At 64.5% G+C, this 14,684-nt stretch carries 15 protein-coding genes; 6 read left to right on the top strand and 9 right to left on the bottom strand.

From position 1 onward, the window contains the following. Nucleotides 1-2: 2 nt before the first annotated feature. Nucleotides 3-332, bottom strand: coding sequence for an ATP-dependent Clp protease adapter ClpS (gene clpS, locus VFB18_RS04735; RefSeq protein ID WP_324971546.1), 330 nt, complete (start codon nt 330-332; stop codon nt 3-5). A 227-nt stretch (nt 333-559) separates the two neighbouring features. Then, the gene (locus tag VFB18_RS04730) at nt 560-892 is read right to left on the bottom strand and encodes a phasin family protein (RefSeq protein ID WP_324971543.1); all 333 of its coding nucleotides are present in this window, start codon (nt 890-892) and stop codon (nt 560-562) included. 288 nt (nt 893-1,180) lie between these two features. On the opposite strand from VFB18_RS04730, the gene VFB18_RS04725 reads away from it, so the two are divergent. Next, a complete protein-coding gene (locus VFB18_RS04725; protein WP_324971540.1) occupies nt 1,181-2,647 on the top strand; it encodes a serine hydrolase in 1,467 nt (488 codons plus the stop codon). 20 nt (nt 2,648-2,667) lie between these two features. On the opposite strand, the gene VFB18_RS04720 is transcribed toward VFB18_RS04725, so the two are convergent. From VFB18_RS04720 to putA, 3 genes are all read right to left on the bottom strand, one after another. Beyond that, nucleotides 2,668-3,414: a DnaJ domain-containing protein gene (locus VFB18_RS04720; RefSeq protein WP_324971537.1), complete on the bottom strand. Its 747-nt coding sequence runs from the start codon at nt 3,412-3,414 to the stop codon at nt 2,668-2,670. A 13-nt stretch (nt 3,415-3,427) separates the two neighbouring features. Next, nucleotides 3,428-4,156, bottom strand: a complete 729-nt coding sequence (locus VFB18_RS04715) for a VWA domain-containing protein (protein WP_324971534.1) — start codon at nt 4,154-4,156, stop codon at nt 3,428-3,430. A gap of 69 nt (nt 4,157-4,225) precedes the next feature. Then, nucleotides 4,226-7,405, bottom strand: a complete 3,180-nt coding sequence (gene putA / locus VFB18_RS04710; RefSeq protein ID WP_324971532.1) for a bifunctional proline dehydrogenase/L-glutamate gamma-semialdehyde dehydrogenase PutA — start codon at nt 7,403-7,405, stop codon at nt 4,226-4,228. 77 nt (nt 7,406-7,482) lie between these two features. Here putA and panC point away from each other — a divergent pair, with 77 nt between their 5' ends. Continuing rightward, nucleotides 7,483-8,340 (top strand): pantoate--beta-alanine ligase, encoded by an 858-nt coding sequence (gene panC, locus VFB18_RS04705; RefSeq protein WP_324971529.1) that lies wholly within the window; start codon nt 7,483-7,485, stop codon nt 8,338-8,340. A 9-nt stretch (nt 8,341-8,349) separates the two neighbouring features. Here the strand turns inward: panC and VFB18_RS04700 are convergent, their stop codons facing one another. Further along, nucleotides 8,350-8,787 (bottom strand): DUF1489 domain-containing protein, encoded by a 438-nt coding sequence (locus VFB18_RS04700; RefSeq protein WP_324971527.1) that lies wholly within the window; start codon nt 8,785-8,787, stop codon nt 8,350-8,352. Nucleotides 8,788-8,794: 7 nt separating this feature from the next. Next, on the bottom strand, nt 8,795-9,625 hold the full coding sequence (locus tag VFB18_RS04695; RefSeq protein WP_324971524.1) for a universal stress protein: 831 nt from the start codon (nt 9,623-9,625) through the stop codon (nt 8,795-8,797). Between the two features lie 234 nt (nt 9,626-9,859). On the opposite strand from VFB18_RS04695, the gene VFB18_RS04690 reads away from it, so the two are divergent. The 3 genes from VFB18_RS04690 (at nt 9,860) to VFB18_RS04680 (ending at nt 11,916) form a co-directional block, all read left to right on the top strand. After that, a complete protein-coding gene (locus VFB18_RS04690) occupies nt 9,860-10,120 on the top strand; it encodes a hypothetical protein (RefSeq protein WP_324971521.1) in 261 nt (86 codons plus the stop codon). Between the two features lie 69 nt (nt 10,121-10,189). Further along, entirely contained in the window at nt 10,190-11,050 is an 861-nt protein-coding gene (locus tag VFB18_RS04685; RefSeq protein ID WP_324971519.1) for a DUF692 domain-containing protein, read from the top strand. Next, nucleotides 11,047-11,916, top strand: coding sequence for a DNA-binding domain-containing protein (locus VFB18_RS04680; protein WP_324971516.1), 870 nt, complete (start codon nt 11,047-11,049; stop codon nt 11,914-11,916). The genes VFB18_RS04685 and VFB18_RS04680 overlap by 4 nt, the downstream gene beginning before the upstream one ends. Here the strand turns inward: VFB18_RS04680 and VFB18_RS04675 are convergent. Further along, nucleotides 11,871-12,680, bottom strand: a complete 810-nt coding sequence (locus tag VFB18_RS04675; protein ID WP_324971513.1) for a YdcF family protein — start codon at nt 12,678-12,680, stop codon at nt 11,871-11,873. The genes VFB18_RS04680 and VFB18_RS04675 overlap by 46 nt on opposite strands. A gap of 186 nt (nt 12,681-12,866) precedes the next feature. On the opposite strand from VFB18_RS04675, the gene VFB18_RS04670 reads away from it, so the two are divergent. Beyond that, nucleotides 12,867-13,901, top strand: coding sequence for a hypothetical protein (locus VFB18_RS04670; protein WP_324971511.1), 1,035 nt, complete (start codon nt 12,867-12,869; stop codon nt 13,899-13,901). Between the two features lie 11 nt (nt 13,902-13,912). Here VFB18_RS04670 and VFB18_RS04665 read toward each other — a convergent pair. Beyond that, nucleotides 13,913-14,684 (bottom strand): magnesium transporter (locus tag VFB18_RS04665; RefSeq protein WP_324971508.1); only part of this gene is annotated, 772 nt, incomplete at its 5' end.

The following is a 14,684-nucleotide window of genomic DNA, read 5'->3' as shown; positions in this document are numbered from 1 at the left end:
TCCTACTCTTTCTCCATCGTGCATTGCAGCGGATGCTCGTGCTGCCGTGCGAAGCTCGTCACCTGCGCTACCTTAGTCTCAGCCACCTCGTAAGTGTAGACCCCGCAGATGCCGACGCCCTTCTGATGCACGTGCAACATGATGCGGGTCGCCTCCTCGGGAGGCTTGTTGAAGAAGCGCTCCAGGACGAGCACGACGAAATCCATCGGCGTGTAGTCGTCGTTGAGGAGCAGCACCTTGTAGAGGCTCGGCCGCTTCGTCTTCGGCCGTGTCTTGGTGATGATATGGGTGCCGGTGTCGTCGCCCCGGCGAGGATCGCCGTTCCGCGCCATCGTCAGCCTGTATGTGGCGTCTCGTTCTTCATCTGCCAAGGAGTGCGGCCGCTCGTCGAAGCGGCCGTCACTCGCCATTCTAACGTCATCGCGCCGACCATCGCAAATCGCGCACCTCAACTCGCATAACATAGTGTGAGTTGCCGACAGGAAAACGGAAAAAAAAAGACCCGGGGGGCGAACCCCGGGTCTTTTCGCTGGGAAAAGTGTGGAGTGTGGCGGAGCCGTTACGCGACCTTCTTGGTGAAGGCAGCCTCGACCGGCTTGTAGGCATCCTTGGCGAGGCCGACATACATCTCGCCGAGCTTCGACATCTCGGCAACGTAGGTGTCGTAGGCCTTCTTGGCGTACTGGGACTGAATCTCAATCGCCTGCTCGATCGACTTGGCGCCGATCAGCTGCTCGAAGGCGCGCGTGCCGTCCTCGAACGCCTTCTTGGAATAGTCGGTGATCTCGGCGGCAATGGCCTGGAAGCCCTTGTTGACCTCACCGAACGAACGGACGGTCGCATCGAAACCGTCTTTACCTACCTTCTGGAACTCTTCGAAACCTTTGAGCATGGAAGCCTCATCCTCGACATAACCGGGTTTGCGCGATTGCTGCGAACGCGAGCCGATATATATGCGTTGCACAAAAAACGTCAATAAATTTTTTTTGCAGTGCACAATAGACTTCCGGAGCCTTACTTAACGCTTTGGCAAGAGACGAATTTTAGCCTTCTTTCCCACTTCAATTATGGCGGCCGTGGCGCGAATGCGGCCGCCGGGTTCGGGTCCGAGTGCGCGATTCTGGGGGTCGCGCGAGGGTTGGTACGTCAAACGGGGGAAGGCCACGGCCTTCGGCATTCGGTGGGAATCTTCAAGCGTCTCGCGCGGGCGTGGGTTGGACGAACAGTTCTGCTTGCGCTCATTATCGCAGCACTCTCGGCACCGTGCGGAGAGGCTCTGGCCGCCAAGAAGCGCTCCTCGCGGCCAAGCACGCCGTCCATCGCGGCGGCCATTGTCGTCGACATGAACACCGGCATCATCCTTTACTCGCAGGCCCCCGATACGCCGCGCTATCCGGCCTCGCTCACCAAGATGATGACGCTCTACGTCCTCTTTGGCTGCCTTAAGGAGGGCAAGATCTCCCTCTCCTCCGATCTCGTCGTAACCTCACATGCCGAGAGCCAGGCCCCAACCAAACTGGGCCTGAAGCAGGGCATGACCATCACGGTCGAGGACGCCATTAGGGCGCTGGTGACCCAATCGGCCAACGACGCGGCTGTCACCATTGCCGAGAACCTCGCCGGTACCGAGGAGAACTTCGCGCGCTATATGACGCAGACCGCCCGCAACCTCGGCATGGCCAACACCACCTTTCGCAACGCCTCCGGCCTGCCCAACGACGAGCAGATCACGACCGCACGCGACATGGCGATCCTCGCCTCACACCTCATCCACGACTATCCGGAATATTACGGCGTGTTCCAGACGCGCTATTTCACCTATGGTGGTCGCAAGTACCGCAACCACAACAGGCTGCTGTTCGGCTTCAGGGGCACCGACGGCATCAAGACCGGCTACACGCGGGCAAGCGGCTTCAACCTGACCGCCTCGGTCCATCGCGGCGACAAGCATCTCGTCGCGGTCGTGCTCGGCGGCAAGACCGGCAGCCAGCGCGACGCCGCCATGCGCGCCCTGCTCGAGAAGTATTTCCCGCAAGCCTCCTCGACCAAGCCCACGCCGGAGCAGCTCGTTGCGGCGCTGGTCCCGCCGACGGCCGTGACGGAGACCGCTCAACCCGCGCCGAAGCCAGCGGTGGCGGTGCAAGCTGCGCCCATGCCTGCGGCGGTGACGCCAGCGGTGGCGGCAAAAGCAGCGGTCACGCCGCCGCCTCCAGCGGTGACCGAACCGGCAAAGCCTAAGAAGCCAGGCTTCGCCCTTGCCGAGCTCACCACCGGACCATCGACGGTGGGCACTCCCGACGAAGAGGCCGAGGGCGATGCCGGCGAGCCGTCCGCTCCGGCCGCCAGCAACGCGCTTCCCCGGCGGAACTCGGCCGACAAACCGGCCAAGCAGAAATATGCCGGCGCCTTCCACGTGCAGGTCGGCGCCTATACATCGGAGTCGGAGGCCGAAAGCCGGCTTGGCGCGGTCCAGCGGGAGGCCGCGGACCTGCTTGACGGCCATCTCCCCTTCACCACCTCCTTCACCAAGGACGGGGCTGAATGGTACCGCGCCCGCTTCGCAGGCTTCTCGAAGAGCGACGCGCAAAGCGTATGCGCCTCGCTCAAGAAGATGTCGGTCGACTGCGCGGTGATGAAGGCGGAGTAACCTGCGGGAGCGCCGGGTCGCTACCGCCGCCCTAGCAGCACTTCCTTAGCCTCGTTGATGCGCGCGGCAAGGTAGTTGGAGCCACCCTGGTCCGGGTGCAGCTTCATCATCAGCCGCCGGTGCGCCTGCCTGATCGCATCCTCGTTTGCGCCCTTGTCGAGCCCAAGCACGGCGTAGGCTTCTTCGACGCTCATGCGGCTCGAGCGGGCGCGCCCGCGCGGCGGCTCCTTCGGCCCCTCCTCGGCGAAGCCGCGCGGCTGCGAGCCGTCCTCCTCCGCAGTCTGGTCGCGCCAGCCCGGAATGCGCCAGTCGAGATAGGCCTCGATCAGTGCCGTTTCCTGCGCCCCCTCGGCCTGAAACGCGTCGAGCAACTCGAACGCTTCCCAATCGGTGAGCGATGACAGCGCGCGGCCGGCGAAACGCCCGGTCAGCACCTTGCCGTCCATGCGGCCTGAGTCGTGATCGAGCTCCATCTCGAGCTTGTCGGTGCGGACGCGTGAGGCCTGTCCCGGCGACTTCTGCGCCGAACCGAAGGGGCCTCCGAGCCCAAGTCCTTTGACCCCGACCAGCGCAAGCCCGAACACGGCGAGAGGGATCGCAAGCGGCAAAGCTCCCCGCAAGGTGAGGAAACCCGCGGCGGCGAGGAGGGCGGCGCCGCTCATTTTGCGCAGAAGGCCCGCGAGCTTGCGCGCATCGGCGCCGGCAATCAGCCGTCCGAGCAGAATGAAGAGGAGCAGGACCGCGCACCCGGCGAGGAAATAGATCATGGCCTTTAGGCCGTCAGCCGAGCTGCTCGAGGAGGCGCATGGCGGCCCCGCTCTGCGTCGTATCGCGGAAATCGGCTAGCGCCTTGCGGCCGCCCGCGGCATAGACGGCGACGGCTTTCAACAGCTCTCTCAACTGGCGCGCAGAGCCCGCGTCGAACCGGCAATGAGCGCCGCGGGAGAGCCGCGCGATCTCCTTGAAGGCGCGCTCGGCCTTGGCATCGTGGCCTTCCTGGAAGAGGAACACGGGCACCCCGATCAGGCCGAGTTCACCTGCGAGGCTGCTGAGCTCGTCGATATCTTCCTCCATGCAGTCTCCGACATAGATCAGCGCGTTGACCTTGCGGAGCCCGTTTTCGCGCTTCGCATGGGCGAGCACTTTGCGCATCTGGGTGAGGCCGCCCTCGCAATGGACCTTACGCATCAGCTTGGCGAGCGCGGCCGGATCGCTCACCCATTTCGAGGCTTGGCATTCGCCGAAGCCCCGGAAATAGACGAGTTGGACGTCGAGGCCGCCAACTTGCTTCACCGCCTCGAACATGTCCGACTGGAGCTCGAGCGCGAGATCCCAGGTGGGCTGGCGGCTCATGGTGGCGTCCATGGCGAAGATGAGCCTCCCGCTGCCGGTTCCGGCAGGTTTGAGCGAGCGCACTTGTTTGAGAAAGGCATCGACCTCGGCGCCCGTGGAGCGCCCTTCGGCGACTTCGCCCTTGTCCGTTCTTGCCGGGGCCCTCGGTTGAGCCATGTTCGTTCACTCCGCCCCCGGTGCCGTCACGCTATAGATGGACCCTTATCGCCCCTGCGACAATGGCGCTCAGGGCTCGTCGCCGGCGGCAAGGAGGCTCGCATTGCCGCCCGAAGCTGTGAGGTCGGTCGAGCGCACACGCTCGACGGCGAAGCCTTGGAGGTAATGCGGCCCTCCCGCCTTGGGGCCCGTCCCCGACAGTCCCTCGCCGCCGAAAGGCTGGACGCCGACAACCGCCCCGATCTGGTTCCGGTTGACGTAAAAGTTGCCCACCCTGACGCGAGCGCCCACGAAGTCCGCTGTCGCCTTGATGCGCGAATGGAGCGAGAGGGTGAGCCCATAACCCGTCCGGTTGATCGCCTCGCACACCTCGCCAAGACGGCCGCCCTCATAGCGCACGACGTGCAAGATGGGACCGAACACCTCGCGCGTAAGCAACGTGATCGACGGGATCTCGTAGATGGCGGGTGCCACGTACGTGCCATGCTCATGCTCGGGGCCGAGAGGCAAGTCGAGCAGTTCGCGCGCCTCTTTGCGCATGCGCGCCTTATGGGCCTCGAGCGCGCGTTTCGCCGCCTCGTCGATCACCGGTCCGACGTCCGTGGCATAGTCGAGCGGGTCGCCGATCTTGAGCTCGCGTGCGGCGCCGAGCAGCATGTCGAGGATCGGATCGGCCACCTCGTTCTGAAGGAACAGGACGCGAAGCGCCGAGCAGCGCTGGCCGGCGCTGTCGAACGCGGAGGCGAGCGCATCGCCGACCACCTGCTCGGGCAGCGCCGAGGAATCGACGATCATGGCGTTCTGGCCGCCCGTTTCGGCGATCAGCTTGACGATCTTCCCCTCGCGCGCGGCAAGCCTGCGGTTGATGGCGATGCCGGTCTCGGTTCCGCCGGTAAATACGACTCCGTCGATGCGGGCATCGCCCACGAGCGCGGCGCCGACGACCTCGCCCCGCCCCGGCAGGAGGTGCAACACATCGGTCGGAATGCCGGCTTTGTGCATCACCCTAACGGCGCGGGCGGCGGTGAGCGGCGTCTGTTCGGCGGGTTTGGCGAGGACCGCGTTGCCGGCGGCGAGGCAAGCGGCGATTTGTCCGGTGAAGATGGCGAGCGGAAAGTTCCACGGCGAGATCGCCGCAAACGCGCCGCGTCCATGCAAGGACAGCTCGTTCCGCTCACCGGTCGGACCTTTGAGCTCGCGAGGGTGAGCGAACTGCCGTCGCGCCTCTGCCGCTGAATAGCGTAGATGATCGACCGCTTCCCGCACATCGCCTTGCGCATTGGCGAGCGTCTTGCCCGCTTCGCGCGCCATCAGCGCCATGAGCGCCGGCCGCTCCGCCTCGAGCAGAGCGGCCGCCTGGTCGAGCATCGCTGCGCGGGCCTCGCCGCCAAGCCGGTCCCATTCGTCGCAGGCGCGTCTTGCGGCGGTAAGTGAGCGATCGATTGCCTGAGCGCTTGCCGTGCGGCAGGTTCCAACCGCCACCCGCCGATCATGCGGCGAGGTGACCTGCACAACCTCGCCGCCCTCCTCGACCTCCTCGCCGCAAACGATCGGGTTCGCCGTGGCCCCGCTCGCGAGCGCCTCGCGCATTGCGCTTAGCAATCGAACCCGGACCGACGGCTCGAACAGCGCAAGGCCCACGCTGTTACGCCGTTCGGGCGAAAAAAGAGCGGGAGGCGCCGGGATGAGCGGGTTCGCCTTGTCCGCCAGTCGAGCGGCCTTTTCGACCGGGTCGGCGACGATGGCCGAGATCGGTGCTTGACCATCGGCGAGGCGATTGACGAACGAGGTGTTGGCCCCGTTTTCGAGGAGCCGGCGCACGAGATAAGGCAAGAGATCGCGATAGCCTCCGACCGGCGCGTAGGTGCGGCATGGCTTTCCCAGCCTTTCGGGTCGGATCACCTCGCGGTGGAGCGCCTCCCCCATGCCGTAGAGCCGCTGGAACTCGTAGGGCCGGTCGCTCGCAACCGTCGCGATCCAGGCGATGGTGTGTGCGTTATGCGTGGCGAATTGCGGAAAGAAGCAGTCGGGGCGATCAAGCAGCGCCCGCGCCGCGGCGAGATAGGACACGTCCGTGTTCGCCTTGCGTGTGAACACGGGATAGCCGGCAAAGCCCGCCTCCTGCGCCCACTTGATCTCGCTGTCCCAATAGGCACCCTTGACGAGCCGCACCGGAATGCGCCGCCCCGTCGCTTTCGCCACGGCCGCGAGCCAATCGATCAGCGGCAACGCGCGCTTGCTGTAGGCCTGCACCGCGAGCCCGAGCCCGTTCCAGCCGGAGAGAGCCGGATCGCTGAACAGAGGCTCGAGCAGGGCAAGCGACAGATCGAGCTTGTTGGCCTCCTCGGCATCGATGGTGAGGGGAAGCCAGGCCTCCCGCATCTTCGCGGCAAGCGCCAAGAGCCGCGGCCGAAGCTCGTCCACGAGCCGCGTCTCCTGTGAGGGGGCATAGCGCGGATGGAGCGCCGAGAGCTTGACCGACAGCCCCGGCCGCGCGTGAAGCTCCTCCTCGCTCCGTCTGCTGGGAGGTCCGGCCCAGCGGGCAACTGCTGCGATCGCCTCCTCGTAGCGCCTGGCGTAGCGCTCGGCGTCGGGCGCGGTTCGCGCCGCCTCGCCCAGCATATCGAAGGAGAAGCGATATCCCTGCTTGCGCTCGTCTTCTGCGTTCGCAAGCGCATCGCCGATGGTCTCGCCGAGCACGAACTGCCGCCCGAGAATGCGCATGGCCTGGCGGAGCGCCTGGCGAACGATCGGTTCCCCGCTCCGTGCGATGAGCCTCTGGAGCCTGCCCGCGATGTCGCCCCTGTCCCCCTCGGCCCAATCGACCATGCGTCCGGTGAGCATCAGGCCCCAGGTCGAAGCGTTCACGAGCAGCGACTCCGAATGGCCGAGATGCCGCGCCCAATCGCCCGAGCCGATGGTGCCGGCGATCAGCCGGTCCGCGGTTTCCGAATCGGGAATGCGCAGCAATGCCTCGGCGAGGCAAAGAAGGAGCACCCCCTCCTCGCTCGAGAGTCCGTATTCATGGAGCAGCGAATCGATCCCGCCCTCCTCGCGGCGCCCCTCGCGCGCGGCTTCAACGAGGCGCGTTGCGAGACGCTCGATGGCGCGGCGCTCCTCTTCGCTCGTGCCTGCCTTGGCGATCAGCGACTCGACGAGAGGGCCCTCTTCTGCGAACAGAGCCACACTGATCGGCTCTCGCCCCGGCACTTCGGCGGGAACAGCGATATCGCGTCGTGGCTCGCCCATGTATCCGAGTTTAACGCTTTGCGCCGGTTGGCTTCCACTCACCGAGGCGCTATCGTCCCCGCCCCCGGAGATACCGCATGCCAGCCGTCACCACCGTAAGAACCGTCGCCGACCTGCGCAGCCATGTCGCCAAGTGGCGCAAGGAGGGTGAGCGCGTCGCCCTTGTCCCGACCATGGGCGCCCTGCACGCGGGCCATCTGTCGCTGGTCACGCTCGCACGCGGCAAGGCCGATCGCGTGGTCGTGTCGATCTTCATCAATCCGATCCAGTTCGGCCCGCGCGAGGACTTCAAGACCTACCCCAGGCAGGAGGCCTCTGACCTCGACAAGCTCGCCAAGGCGGGTGCCGACCTCGTCTTCGTCCCCGATGGCGCCGAGATGTACCCGGAAGGCTTCAGCACCCGCGTCAAGGTGTTCGACCTCACCGACGATCTCTGCGGCGCGGCGCGGCCCAATCACTTCGAAGGCGTCGCCACCGTCGTCACCAAGCTCCTGCTGCAAGCCGGCCCCGACCTCGCCGTGTTCGGCGAAAAGGACTATCAGCAGCTCCTCGTGGTGAGACGGCTGGTGCGCGACCTCAACATCCCGGTCGAGATCGTAGGCGCGCCGATCGTGCGCGAGGAGGACGGCCTCGCGCTCTCCTCGCGCAACGTCTATCTCTCGCCCGCCGAGCGCAAGACGGCCCCCCTACTCTACCGGACGATCAGCGAGGTTGCGGCCAATCTCGCCAAGGGCGAAGGCGCCGACGCCGCCGCGCTCGCCGGCCGCTTCAAGCTCGAGGCGGCAGGATTTCGCATCGACTATGTCGCCGTGCGCGATCCCGAAACGCTGAAGCCGCTGTCGGGTCCCGTGAAACCGGGCACCCGCGTTCTGGCCGCCGCCTATCTCGGCAAGACGCGCCTCATCGACAACGTCGCCGTATCGGCAAAGGCGTAACGGCAGACCTCACCAATCGATCAGCCTGAGTTCACGCAATTCCTCGCGCATGCCCGGCGGCGGCATGTCTCCGGCCTCGTCCTCATACGGCCTCACGTCGTTTGGCGCGTCGGCCGCCTCGAGATAGCGCCAACCCTGGAACGCGCGGCGCGGCTGCGCGCGGGTGGTGATCAGCTCGCGATCGTACACGATCCCGCAACAGGGCGTGCCGTCGTCCTTGGTGTCCGGCCTCAAATCGATGATGCGTTGGCGCACGAGCACGAAGCCCTTGATCACCCAATAAAGCGAGCCGCCGTCGAGGATCTCGTGGCGCCGCTTCGGCATCTGCAAGGTGCGATGACAAAGCTCGACGGGCTTACGCTCGCGCTTGAGCTGCTCAACCTGCCAGTCGGCGAGGTCCTTCACGCTGTCGCAGCCGACGCAGAGCTTGAGGAGGTGCACGGTCATCGCTTCGTCAATGGGCCATGAACAGCGGAACGGTGGTTTCCTCGAGCATCGTGAGTGTCACCCCGCCCAGGATAAACTCGCGCCAGCGCGAATGATGGAAGGCGCCCATCACGATCATGCCGGCGCCATGCTCCTTCGCTTTGGCGAGGATCGTCTTGCCGGTATCGCCCGCGCCCGTAGAGAACCTGACGACTTCGGTCGGCAACCCGCGGCGCTTGAGATGGGCCATGATATCGCTCGTCTCGGGCGGATCGCCGCCGTCCTCGGGCGCCCCGACCAGGAGCGCGATACCCTCCGGTGTCTTGAGATAGGTGAGCGCATCCTTGAGCGCGCGCGCTGCTTCGGCGCTTCCGTCCCAAGCCACGGCGAGCGTGCCGCCCGCCGGGGCCGTCACACCCGCTTGCGGCACGATGATGACCGGACGCCCCGATGCGAACAGGCAGCGCTCGACGAGCGCGTATTGGCCGATGAGCGGATCCCCGCCGCGAGGCTGGCCGATGACGGCAAGATCGACGTGGCGCGCGAGGCGGGCGAAGTCGCCGGGGAGCTCTTCGGCCAAGCCCTGCATCAGCCGCATCTCGGCGCTCAGTCCTGCGCCCATCGCACACGCCTCGAAGCGCTTGAGCGCCGCCTCGCCTTGCGCCTTGGCCTCATCAAGCGCCTCGCTCATGTCGGCAAGTCCGACATCCGCACCGCAGAGCGGCAAGAGCGCGGTCGGCGCAAACGCCGCGCCGATCAGATGCGCATCGCAATCCTTGCAAAGCGCGACGGCGAAGTCCACGCGCCTCGCGCACTCCTCGGCGCCGTCCACGTGGACGAGGATGTCGTTAAGGCTCATCGATTACTTCGTTCTCTCGCCCCTTCATCCTAACGCCGAGTGTCGGTTGACCAAACCGCGCTCTCGTCGAGCTTTTCCATTATCACGGCCCGATGACGAGCGCGTGAGGATGGTTAAGCGCTGGAGTCACGGAGCTTTGATAAGGAGTGACGCAAGGCGTTCCAATTCAAGGGCTATAGCTCTGATGTTGGCATTTCGCCACGCGTGGCTAGAACTCATGCACAGGAGAGGAAAATGAAGCTCAACCGTAAGTCTGGTGCTAAGCTTGCGATGACCGCCGCAGTGCTCGTCGTCACCGGCGCGACCCTGATCGGGGCTGCGACCGCCGAGACGGTCAAGGGCCGCTGCTTCGGCGTCAACGGCTGTAAGGGCCAGGGCAACTGCAAGAGCGCCAAGAATGACTGCAAGGGCAAGAATGCGTGCAAGGGCCAGGGCTGGCTCGAGATGCTGCAGACCGATTGCCAGGGCGCTGGCGGTCAGTGGGAATCGATCTAGTTCACCTCTTAGGCTATTTGCATGGGAGCCGGCCGGTGCCGGCTCCCACATCCTTTCGGAGCGCCGGGCATGATCACCGAAAAGCCGCCTTATCTGGGGTTCGGCTTGGGGCTCAGGCCCCAGCATTATCGGGAGATCCTCGACGGCAATCCGGCCATCGACTGGTTCGAGATCATCTCCGAAAACTACATGATTGAGGGCGGCCAACCGCTCCACATGCTTGACCAGATCCGCGAGCGCTATCCGATCGTCATGCACGGCGTCTCGCTCTCGATCGCGTCTACCGCTCCCTTCGACATGGACTACCTCAATGCGCTGAAGACTCTCGCCAAGCGCCTTCAGCCGAAATGGGTGTCCGATCACCTGTGCTGGACGGGCGTCCACGGGGTGAACCTCCACGATCTCCTGCCCATTCCCTATACCGAGGAAGCGCTCGCCCACGTTGTCGACCGCGTCAACTTCGTTCAGGATTTCCTCGGCCGGCGCCTCACCATCGAGAACGTGTCGAGCTACGTCACCTTCGCCCAGTCCGAGATGACCGAGTGGGAGTTCGTAGGCGAACTCGCGCGGCGCACCGGCTGCTGGCTCCTGTTCGACGTGAACAATGTCTATGTCAGCGCCTTCAATCACGGCTTTTCCACCCTCGACTTCCTGCATGGCGTGCCGCGTGATCAGGTGGTCCAGTTCCACGTGGCCGGCCACAGCAACGAGGAGACTCACCTGATCGACACGCACGATCATCCAGTGTGCGACGAGGTGTGGGATTTCTACCGTGAGGCGGTCGCCTATTTCGGTCCGGTCTCGACCATGATCGAGCGCGACGACAACATCCCGCCGCTCGCCGAGTTGGTTGCCGAGCTCGATCACGCGCGGCAGATCGCCGGCGAGGTGATCAAGGCGCAAGCCCCTTCCCTCGTGGCGGCGGAATGAAAAGCCTCAAGGACATCCAGGACGAATTTCAGCGCGGCATTCTCGCCGGCGACGACGCGATCCTCGCCGAGGTCAACGACAGCGCCAAGGAAGAACGCAAGGTTCTTTTCGGCGTCTATCGCAACGCCTATGTGGCGCGGCTCGCCGAGATTCTCGGCGAGGACTACGAGCAGGTGCACGCCTATCTCGGCGACCGCGCCTTCGCCAATCTGGTCAGGGCCTATATCGCCGGAAACCCCTCCGACCAGCGGAGCGCCCGCTGGTTTGGGCGTCACATGCCGGCCTTCATCGCCAAGAGCAGAACCTTCGCCGATCACCCGGAGGTCGCCGAGCTCGCCGCTCTCGAGAAGGCGCTGGCCGATGCCTTCGACGGACCGGACGCCGAAGCTCTTCGTCTCTCCGATCTCGCCGAGCTTCCCCCTGAGGCGTGGCCCGCGCTCGAGCTCAAGCCGCATCCGACCGCGATCCGTCTCACCTTCACGACCAATGCCGCGGAGATCTGGACCGCGCTCAAGAACGAGACGGCCCCGCCGAAGCCGACACGGCTGCCCGAGCCGCAAGCGCTCCTCGTCTGGCGCGAGGGCTTCATGGCCCGCTTCAAGCCGCTCACGACCGAGGAAGCGATGATGTGGGACGAAGCGGCCAAGGGCGTCCGCTTCAGCGTGCTGTGCGAGATGGTTGCCACCTTCGCCGGCGAGGACGAGGTGGAGCTCAGGGCCGCGTCTTATCTCAAGAGTTGGGTCGAGCTCGGCACGCTTGCGGGCTTTGCCGTCCCCCCTGCTATAGGCCCGGCCAGGTCTCAACCGCTGATGGGCGCCGGCTACGGCGCAGGGAACAGCACGGTGCTTCGGCCCCTTAGCCAATAGGCGATGAGCCCGACCCATTCCCGGGCCGCCGTATCGACTCGCCGCAAGCCTTCGGACACTTTGTCGAAAGGCCGGGTGAAATCGGCCTCCCCTCGCGTGCGGTAGTCCACGGGCCAAGCCTCGACGTCGAAGCCGGCGGCGCGGAACGCCGCAATCGCGCGCGGCATGTGATAGGCCGAGGTGATCAGCACCCAGCGCGAGCCGGGACCGAGCAGCCCAGCCTTGCCAAGCTCTTCCTTGAGAAACACCGCGTTTTCGTAAGTGTCGCGCGCCTTGGCCTCGAGGATTAGGCGCTCGCGCGGCACCCCAAGCGCCGTCAACAGCTGAGCCGCCCCTGCCGCCTCGCTATCGGATTTGTAGAGCACGCCGGCATCGCCGCCGGTAAAGGCGATCTTCGCATCTGGGAAGCGCTCGGCGAGGATGACGGTTTCCAGGATGCGCTCGCCCGCTTCGTTGAGCGTAGGCGCCTTACGCGCCATGCCCACCAATCTGTCCTCCGCGCCGCCAAGCAAGATAAAGCCGGTCGGGCGCGGAAGCGTATTGAGATCGGCGCGCGGGAAGCGGTTCTCGAGCGGTAGAATCAGCGCGTTGCCGAGCGGCGAGAGACCCGCGAGAAGCAAGAGGATGGCGCCGACCGTGACGAAGCGCCTGCCCCATCGCGCCCAGCCGGTCCAGATCAGGATCGCGCCGTAGCCGATAAGGAGCGCAATCAGCGTCGACGGCTGCAGCAGGAACCACAGCACCTTGGCGAGATAAAAGAACATGCCCCTGGGAAGTCCCCCTCTCCGCCACGAGATGAGCTTCTCGCGGCGGACTTCTTAGCACCGCCAGATCGTCGTTAGCTTGGCTCTTTGCTGCGGACAAACAAAAGGCGGCCGATTGCGGAAAGGCCATTGCTCGTGTTACACGCATGAGTAGTATAAACGATCTAATGCAACTGAGGCGGTCCCATGCTCCCTCGCAATCGGACGTTGGAGATCAGATCGCAGAATCTCTGGATCGCGCTGCTGCCGGTCCTCGTGTTCATCGGCGGTGAATGGTTCATATCGGCGTTCGGTCTTTACCGCGTTGACCCAGGCCCCGATCAAGCCTTCAGCGCCGCCGCGGAAGCGGGTGGCAGATACGCCGTCTATGGCATGTTTTTCTTGTTCGTGGCCGTCTGCATCAGCGTCACGGTCATCTTTTTTCTCGACATAGACACGCTCTTCAATCGTCCAAGCCGTCGCCGTTTGTATGCCATCGTCGCTGGGTTGGGGGCGATCGTTTTGATCGTGATCGTCCTCGGTCCTTGGATTTGGTCGAGCCCCAAGACCTATTGGTTCGCCGGCAAGTCCCTGTTCGATGACCTTTTCGCACAAGGCAAGATCGAGTGGTGCACGATCGACGGGAACGATTTCATCGGAACTCTGAAAATCGCTCCAGGTACTTGCGCACAGCCGTTTTCCCTAGAACTGGTGTTTGGCTGGCTTCTCAAGACGGCAAACATTCTGATCGCGATTGCCGCGGGAAGCGCCATCGTGGGCGCCGTATCGTGCCTCGGCAAACCGCCCGAGCCAGCGAGGTCGATTTACGAGGACCAGTTCGGCCGCTTGAATCAATATCTCTATCTTGGTGCCGCCCTCATGGTGTGCGGCATGCTGTTGATCTTGTCCTGGCTGCATTGGCCGGACTTCTATTTCGGCAAGGAAAACACGGCTTACTCAACGCTCGTTAACGGCCTGACGATTTACTATGGGATCAATTATTCGCTGATCGTCTTTGCGTACTACGCGCCCGTCGCACTCATCCTTTCGCAGCGCCAGGCTGAAGCCGCGAAGACTCCGAGCGAAGAGGGCGCAAAGCCCACGCGCACGCCGTCAGAAACCAGACAAGACTTCGGTGTCGCGGCGATTTTCAAAGTAGTCTTTGCGCTGCTCTCACCCTTCCTCACGGGTTTGCTGGGAACACTGATCAACCTGCTATCAGGCGGCATCGGGACCCATTGATCCCCTCGGCCCTATACTAACCACATCGCCGCCAGCCCGAGAAAGGCGAGGAAGCCGACGCAGTCCGTGCACATCGTCACGAACACGCCGGAGGCGATGGCGGGATCGAGCCCGACAGCATAGAGGCCAAGCGGGATCAGTATTCCTGCGAGCGCCGCCACTAAGAGGTTGATGATCATGGCCGCGCCGATTACGAGCCCGAGCGTGCCGCTGCCGAACCAATACAATGCGATCGCCCCCATGATGAGGGCAAAGAGCAGGCCGTTGAGGAGCCCGATCGCCGTCTCCCTCCCGATCACTCTAAGCGCGTTGACGGCGCCGAGTTCCTGAGTGGCAAGCGCCCGGACGGCCACCGTCATGGTCTGCGTTCCGGCATTGCCGCCCATCGAGGCCACGATCGGCATCAACACCGCGAGCGCCACCATTTGCTGGATCGTGGCGTCGAACAGGCTGATCACCCACGAGGCGAGAATGGCGGTCAAAAGATTGACGAACAGCCACAGGAAGCGGTGACCCGTTGTTCGCATCACCGGGTCGAACACGGATTCGCCCGCGACGCCGCCCATGCGCAGGATGTCCTCCGAGGCCTCCTCCTTGACCACCTCGACCACGTCGTCGGCAGTGATCGCCCCGACGAGGCGATTGTTGGCATCGACCACCGGGGCCGAGGTCAGGTTGTAGCGCTCGAACTCGCGCGCCACCGCCTCCTGATCGGCTTCGACCTCGATCGGATGGATGTCGGTGCTAGTCAGCGACTCGATGCTGGTCGGGCGTTTGGCCCGC

Origin of the sequence: Methyloceanibacter sp. (assembly GCF_035650995.1) — a bacterium.
Classification (GTDB): domain Bacteria; phylum Pseudomonadota; class Alphaproteobacteria; order Rhizobiales; family Methyloligellaceae; genus Methyloceanibacter.
Note: the sequence above shows the minus strand (reverse complement) of the source record. Positions and strands in the feature narration are given on the sequence as shown.

Bases quoted from the DNA above. Each gene is read 5' to 3' on its own strand.
- clpS (WP_324971546.1), bottom strand. From the start codon at position 332: ATGGCGCGGAACGGCGATCCTCGCCGGGGCGACGACACCGGCACCCAT.
- VFB18_RS04730 (WP_324971543.1), bottom strand. From the start codon at position 892: ATGCTCAAAGGTTTCGAAGAGTTCCAGAAGGTAGGTAAAGACGGTTTC.
- VFB18_RS04720 (WP_324971537.1), bottom strand. From the start codon at position 3,414: ATGATCTATTTCCTCGCCGGGTGCGCGGTCCTGCTCCTCTTCATTCTG.
- VFB18_RS04715 (WP_324971534.1), bottom strand. From the start codon at position 4,156: ATGGCTCAACCGAGGGCCCCGGCAAGAACGGACAAGGGCGAAGTCGCC.
- putA (WP_324971532.1), bottom strand. From the start codon at position 7,405: ATGGGCGAGCCACGACGCGATATCGCTGTTCCCGCCGAAGTGCCGGGG.
- panC (WP_324971529.1), top strand. From the start codon at position 7,483: ATGCCAGCCGTCACCACCGTAAGAACCGTCGCCGACCTGCGCAGCCAT.
- VFB18_RS04700 (WP_324971527.1), bottom strand. From the start codon at position 8,787: ATGACCGTGCACCTCCTCAAGCTCTGCGTCGGCTGCGACAGCGTGAAG.
- VFB18_RS04695 (WP_324971524.1), bottom strand. From the start codon at position 9,625: ATGAGCCTTAACGACATCCTCGTCCACGTGGACGGCGCCGAGGAGTGC.
- VFB18_RS04690 (WP_324971521.1), top strand. From the start codon at position 9,860: ATGAAGCTCAACCGTAAGTCTGGTGCTAAGCTTGCGATGACCGCCGCA.
- VFB18_RS04685 (WP_324971519.1), top strand. From the start codon at position 10,190: ATGATCACCGAAAAGCCGCCTTATCTGGGGTTCGGCTTGGGGCTCAGG.
- VFB18_RS04680 (WP_324971516.1), top strand. From the start codon at position 11,047: ATGAAAAGCCTCAAGGACATCCAGGACGAATTTCAGCGCGGCATTCTC.
- VFB18_RS04675 (WP_324971513.1), bottom strand. From the start codon at position 12,680: ATGTTCTTTTATCTCGCCAAGGTGCTGTGGTTCCTGCTGCAGCCGTCG.
- VFB18_RS04670 (WP_324971511.1), top strand. From the start codon at position 12,867: ATGCTCCCTCGCAATCGGACGTTGGAGATCAGATCGCAGAATCTCTGG.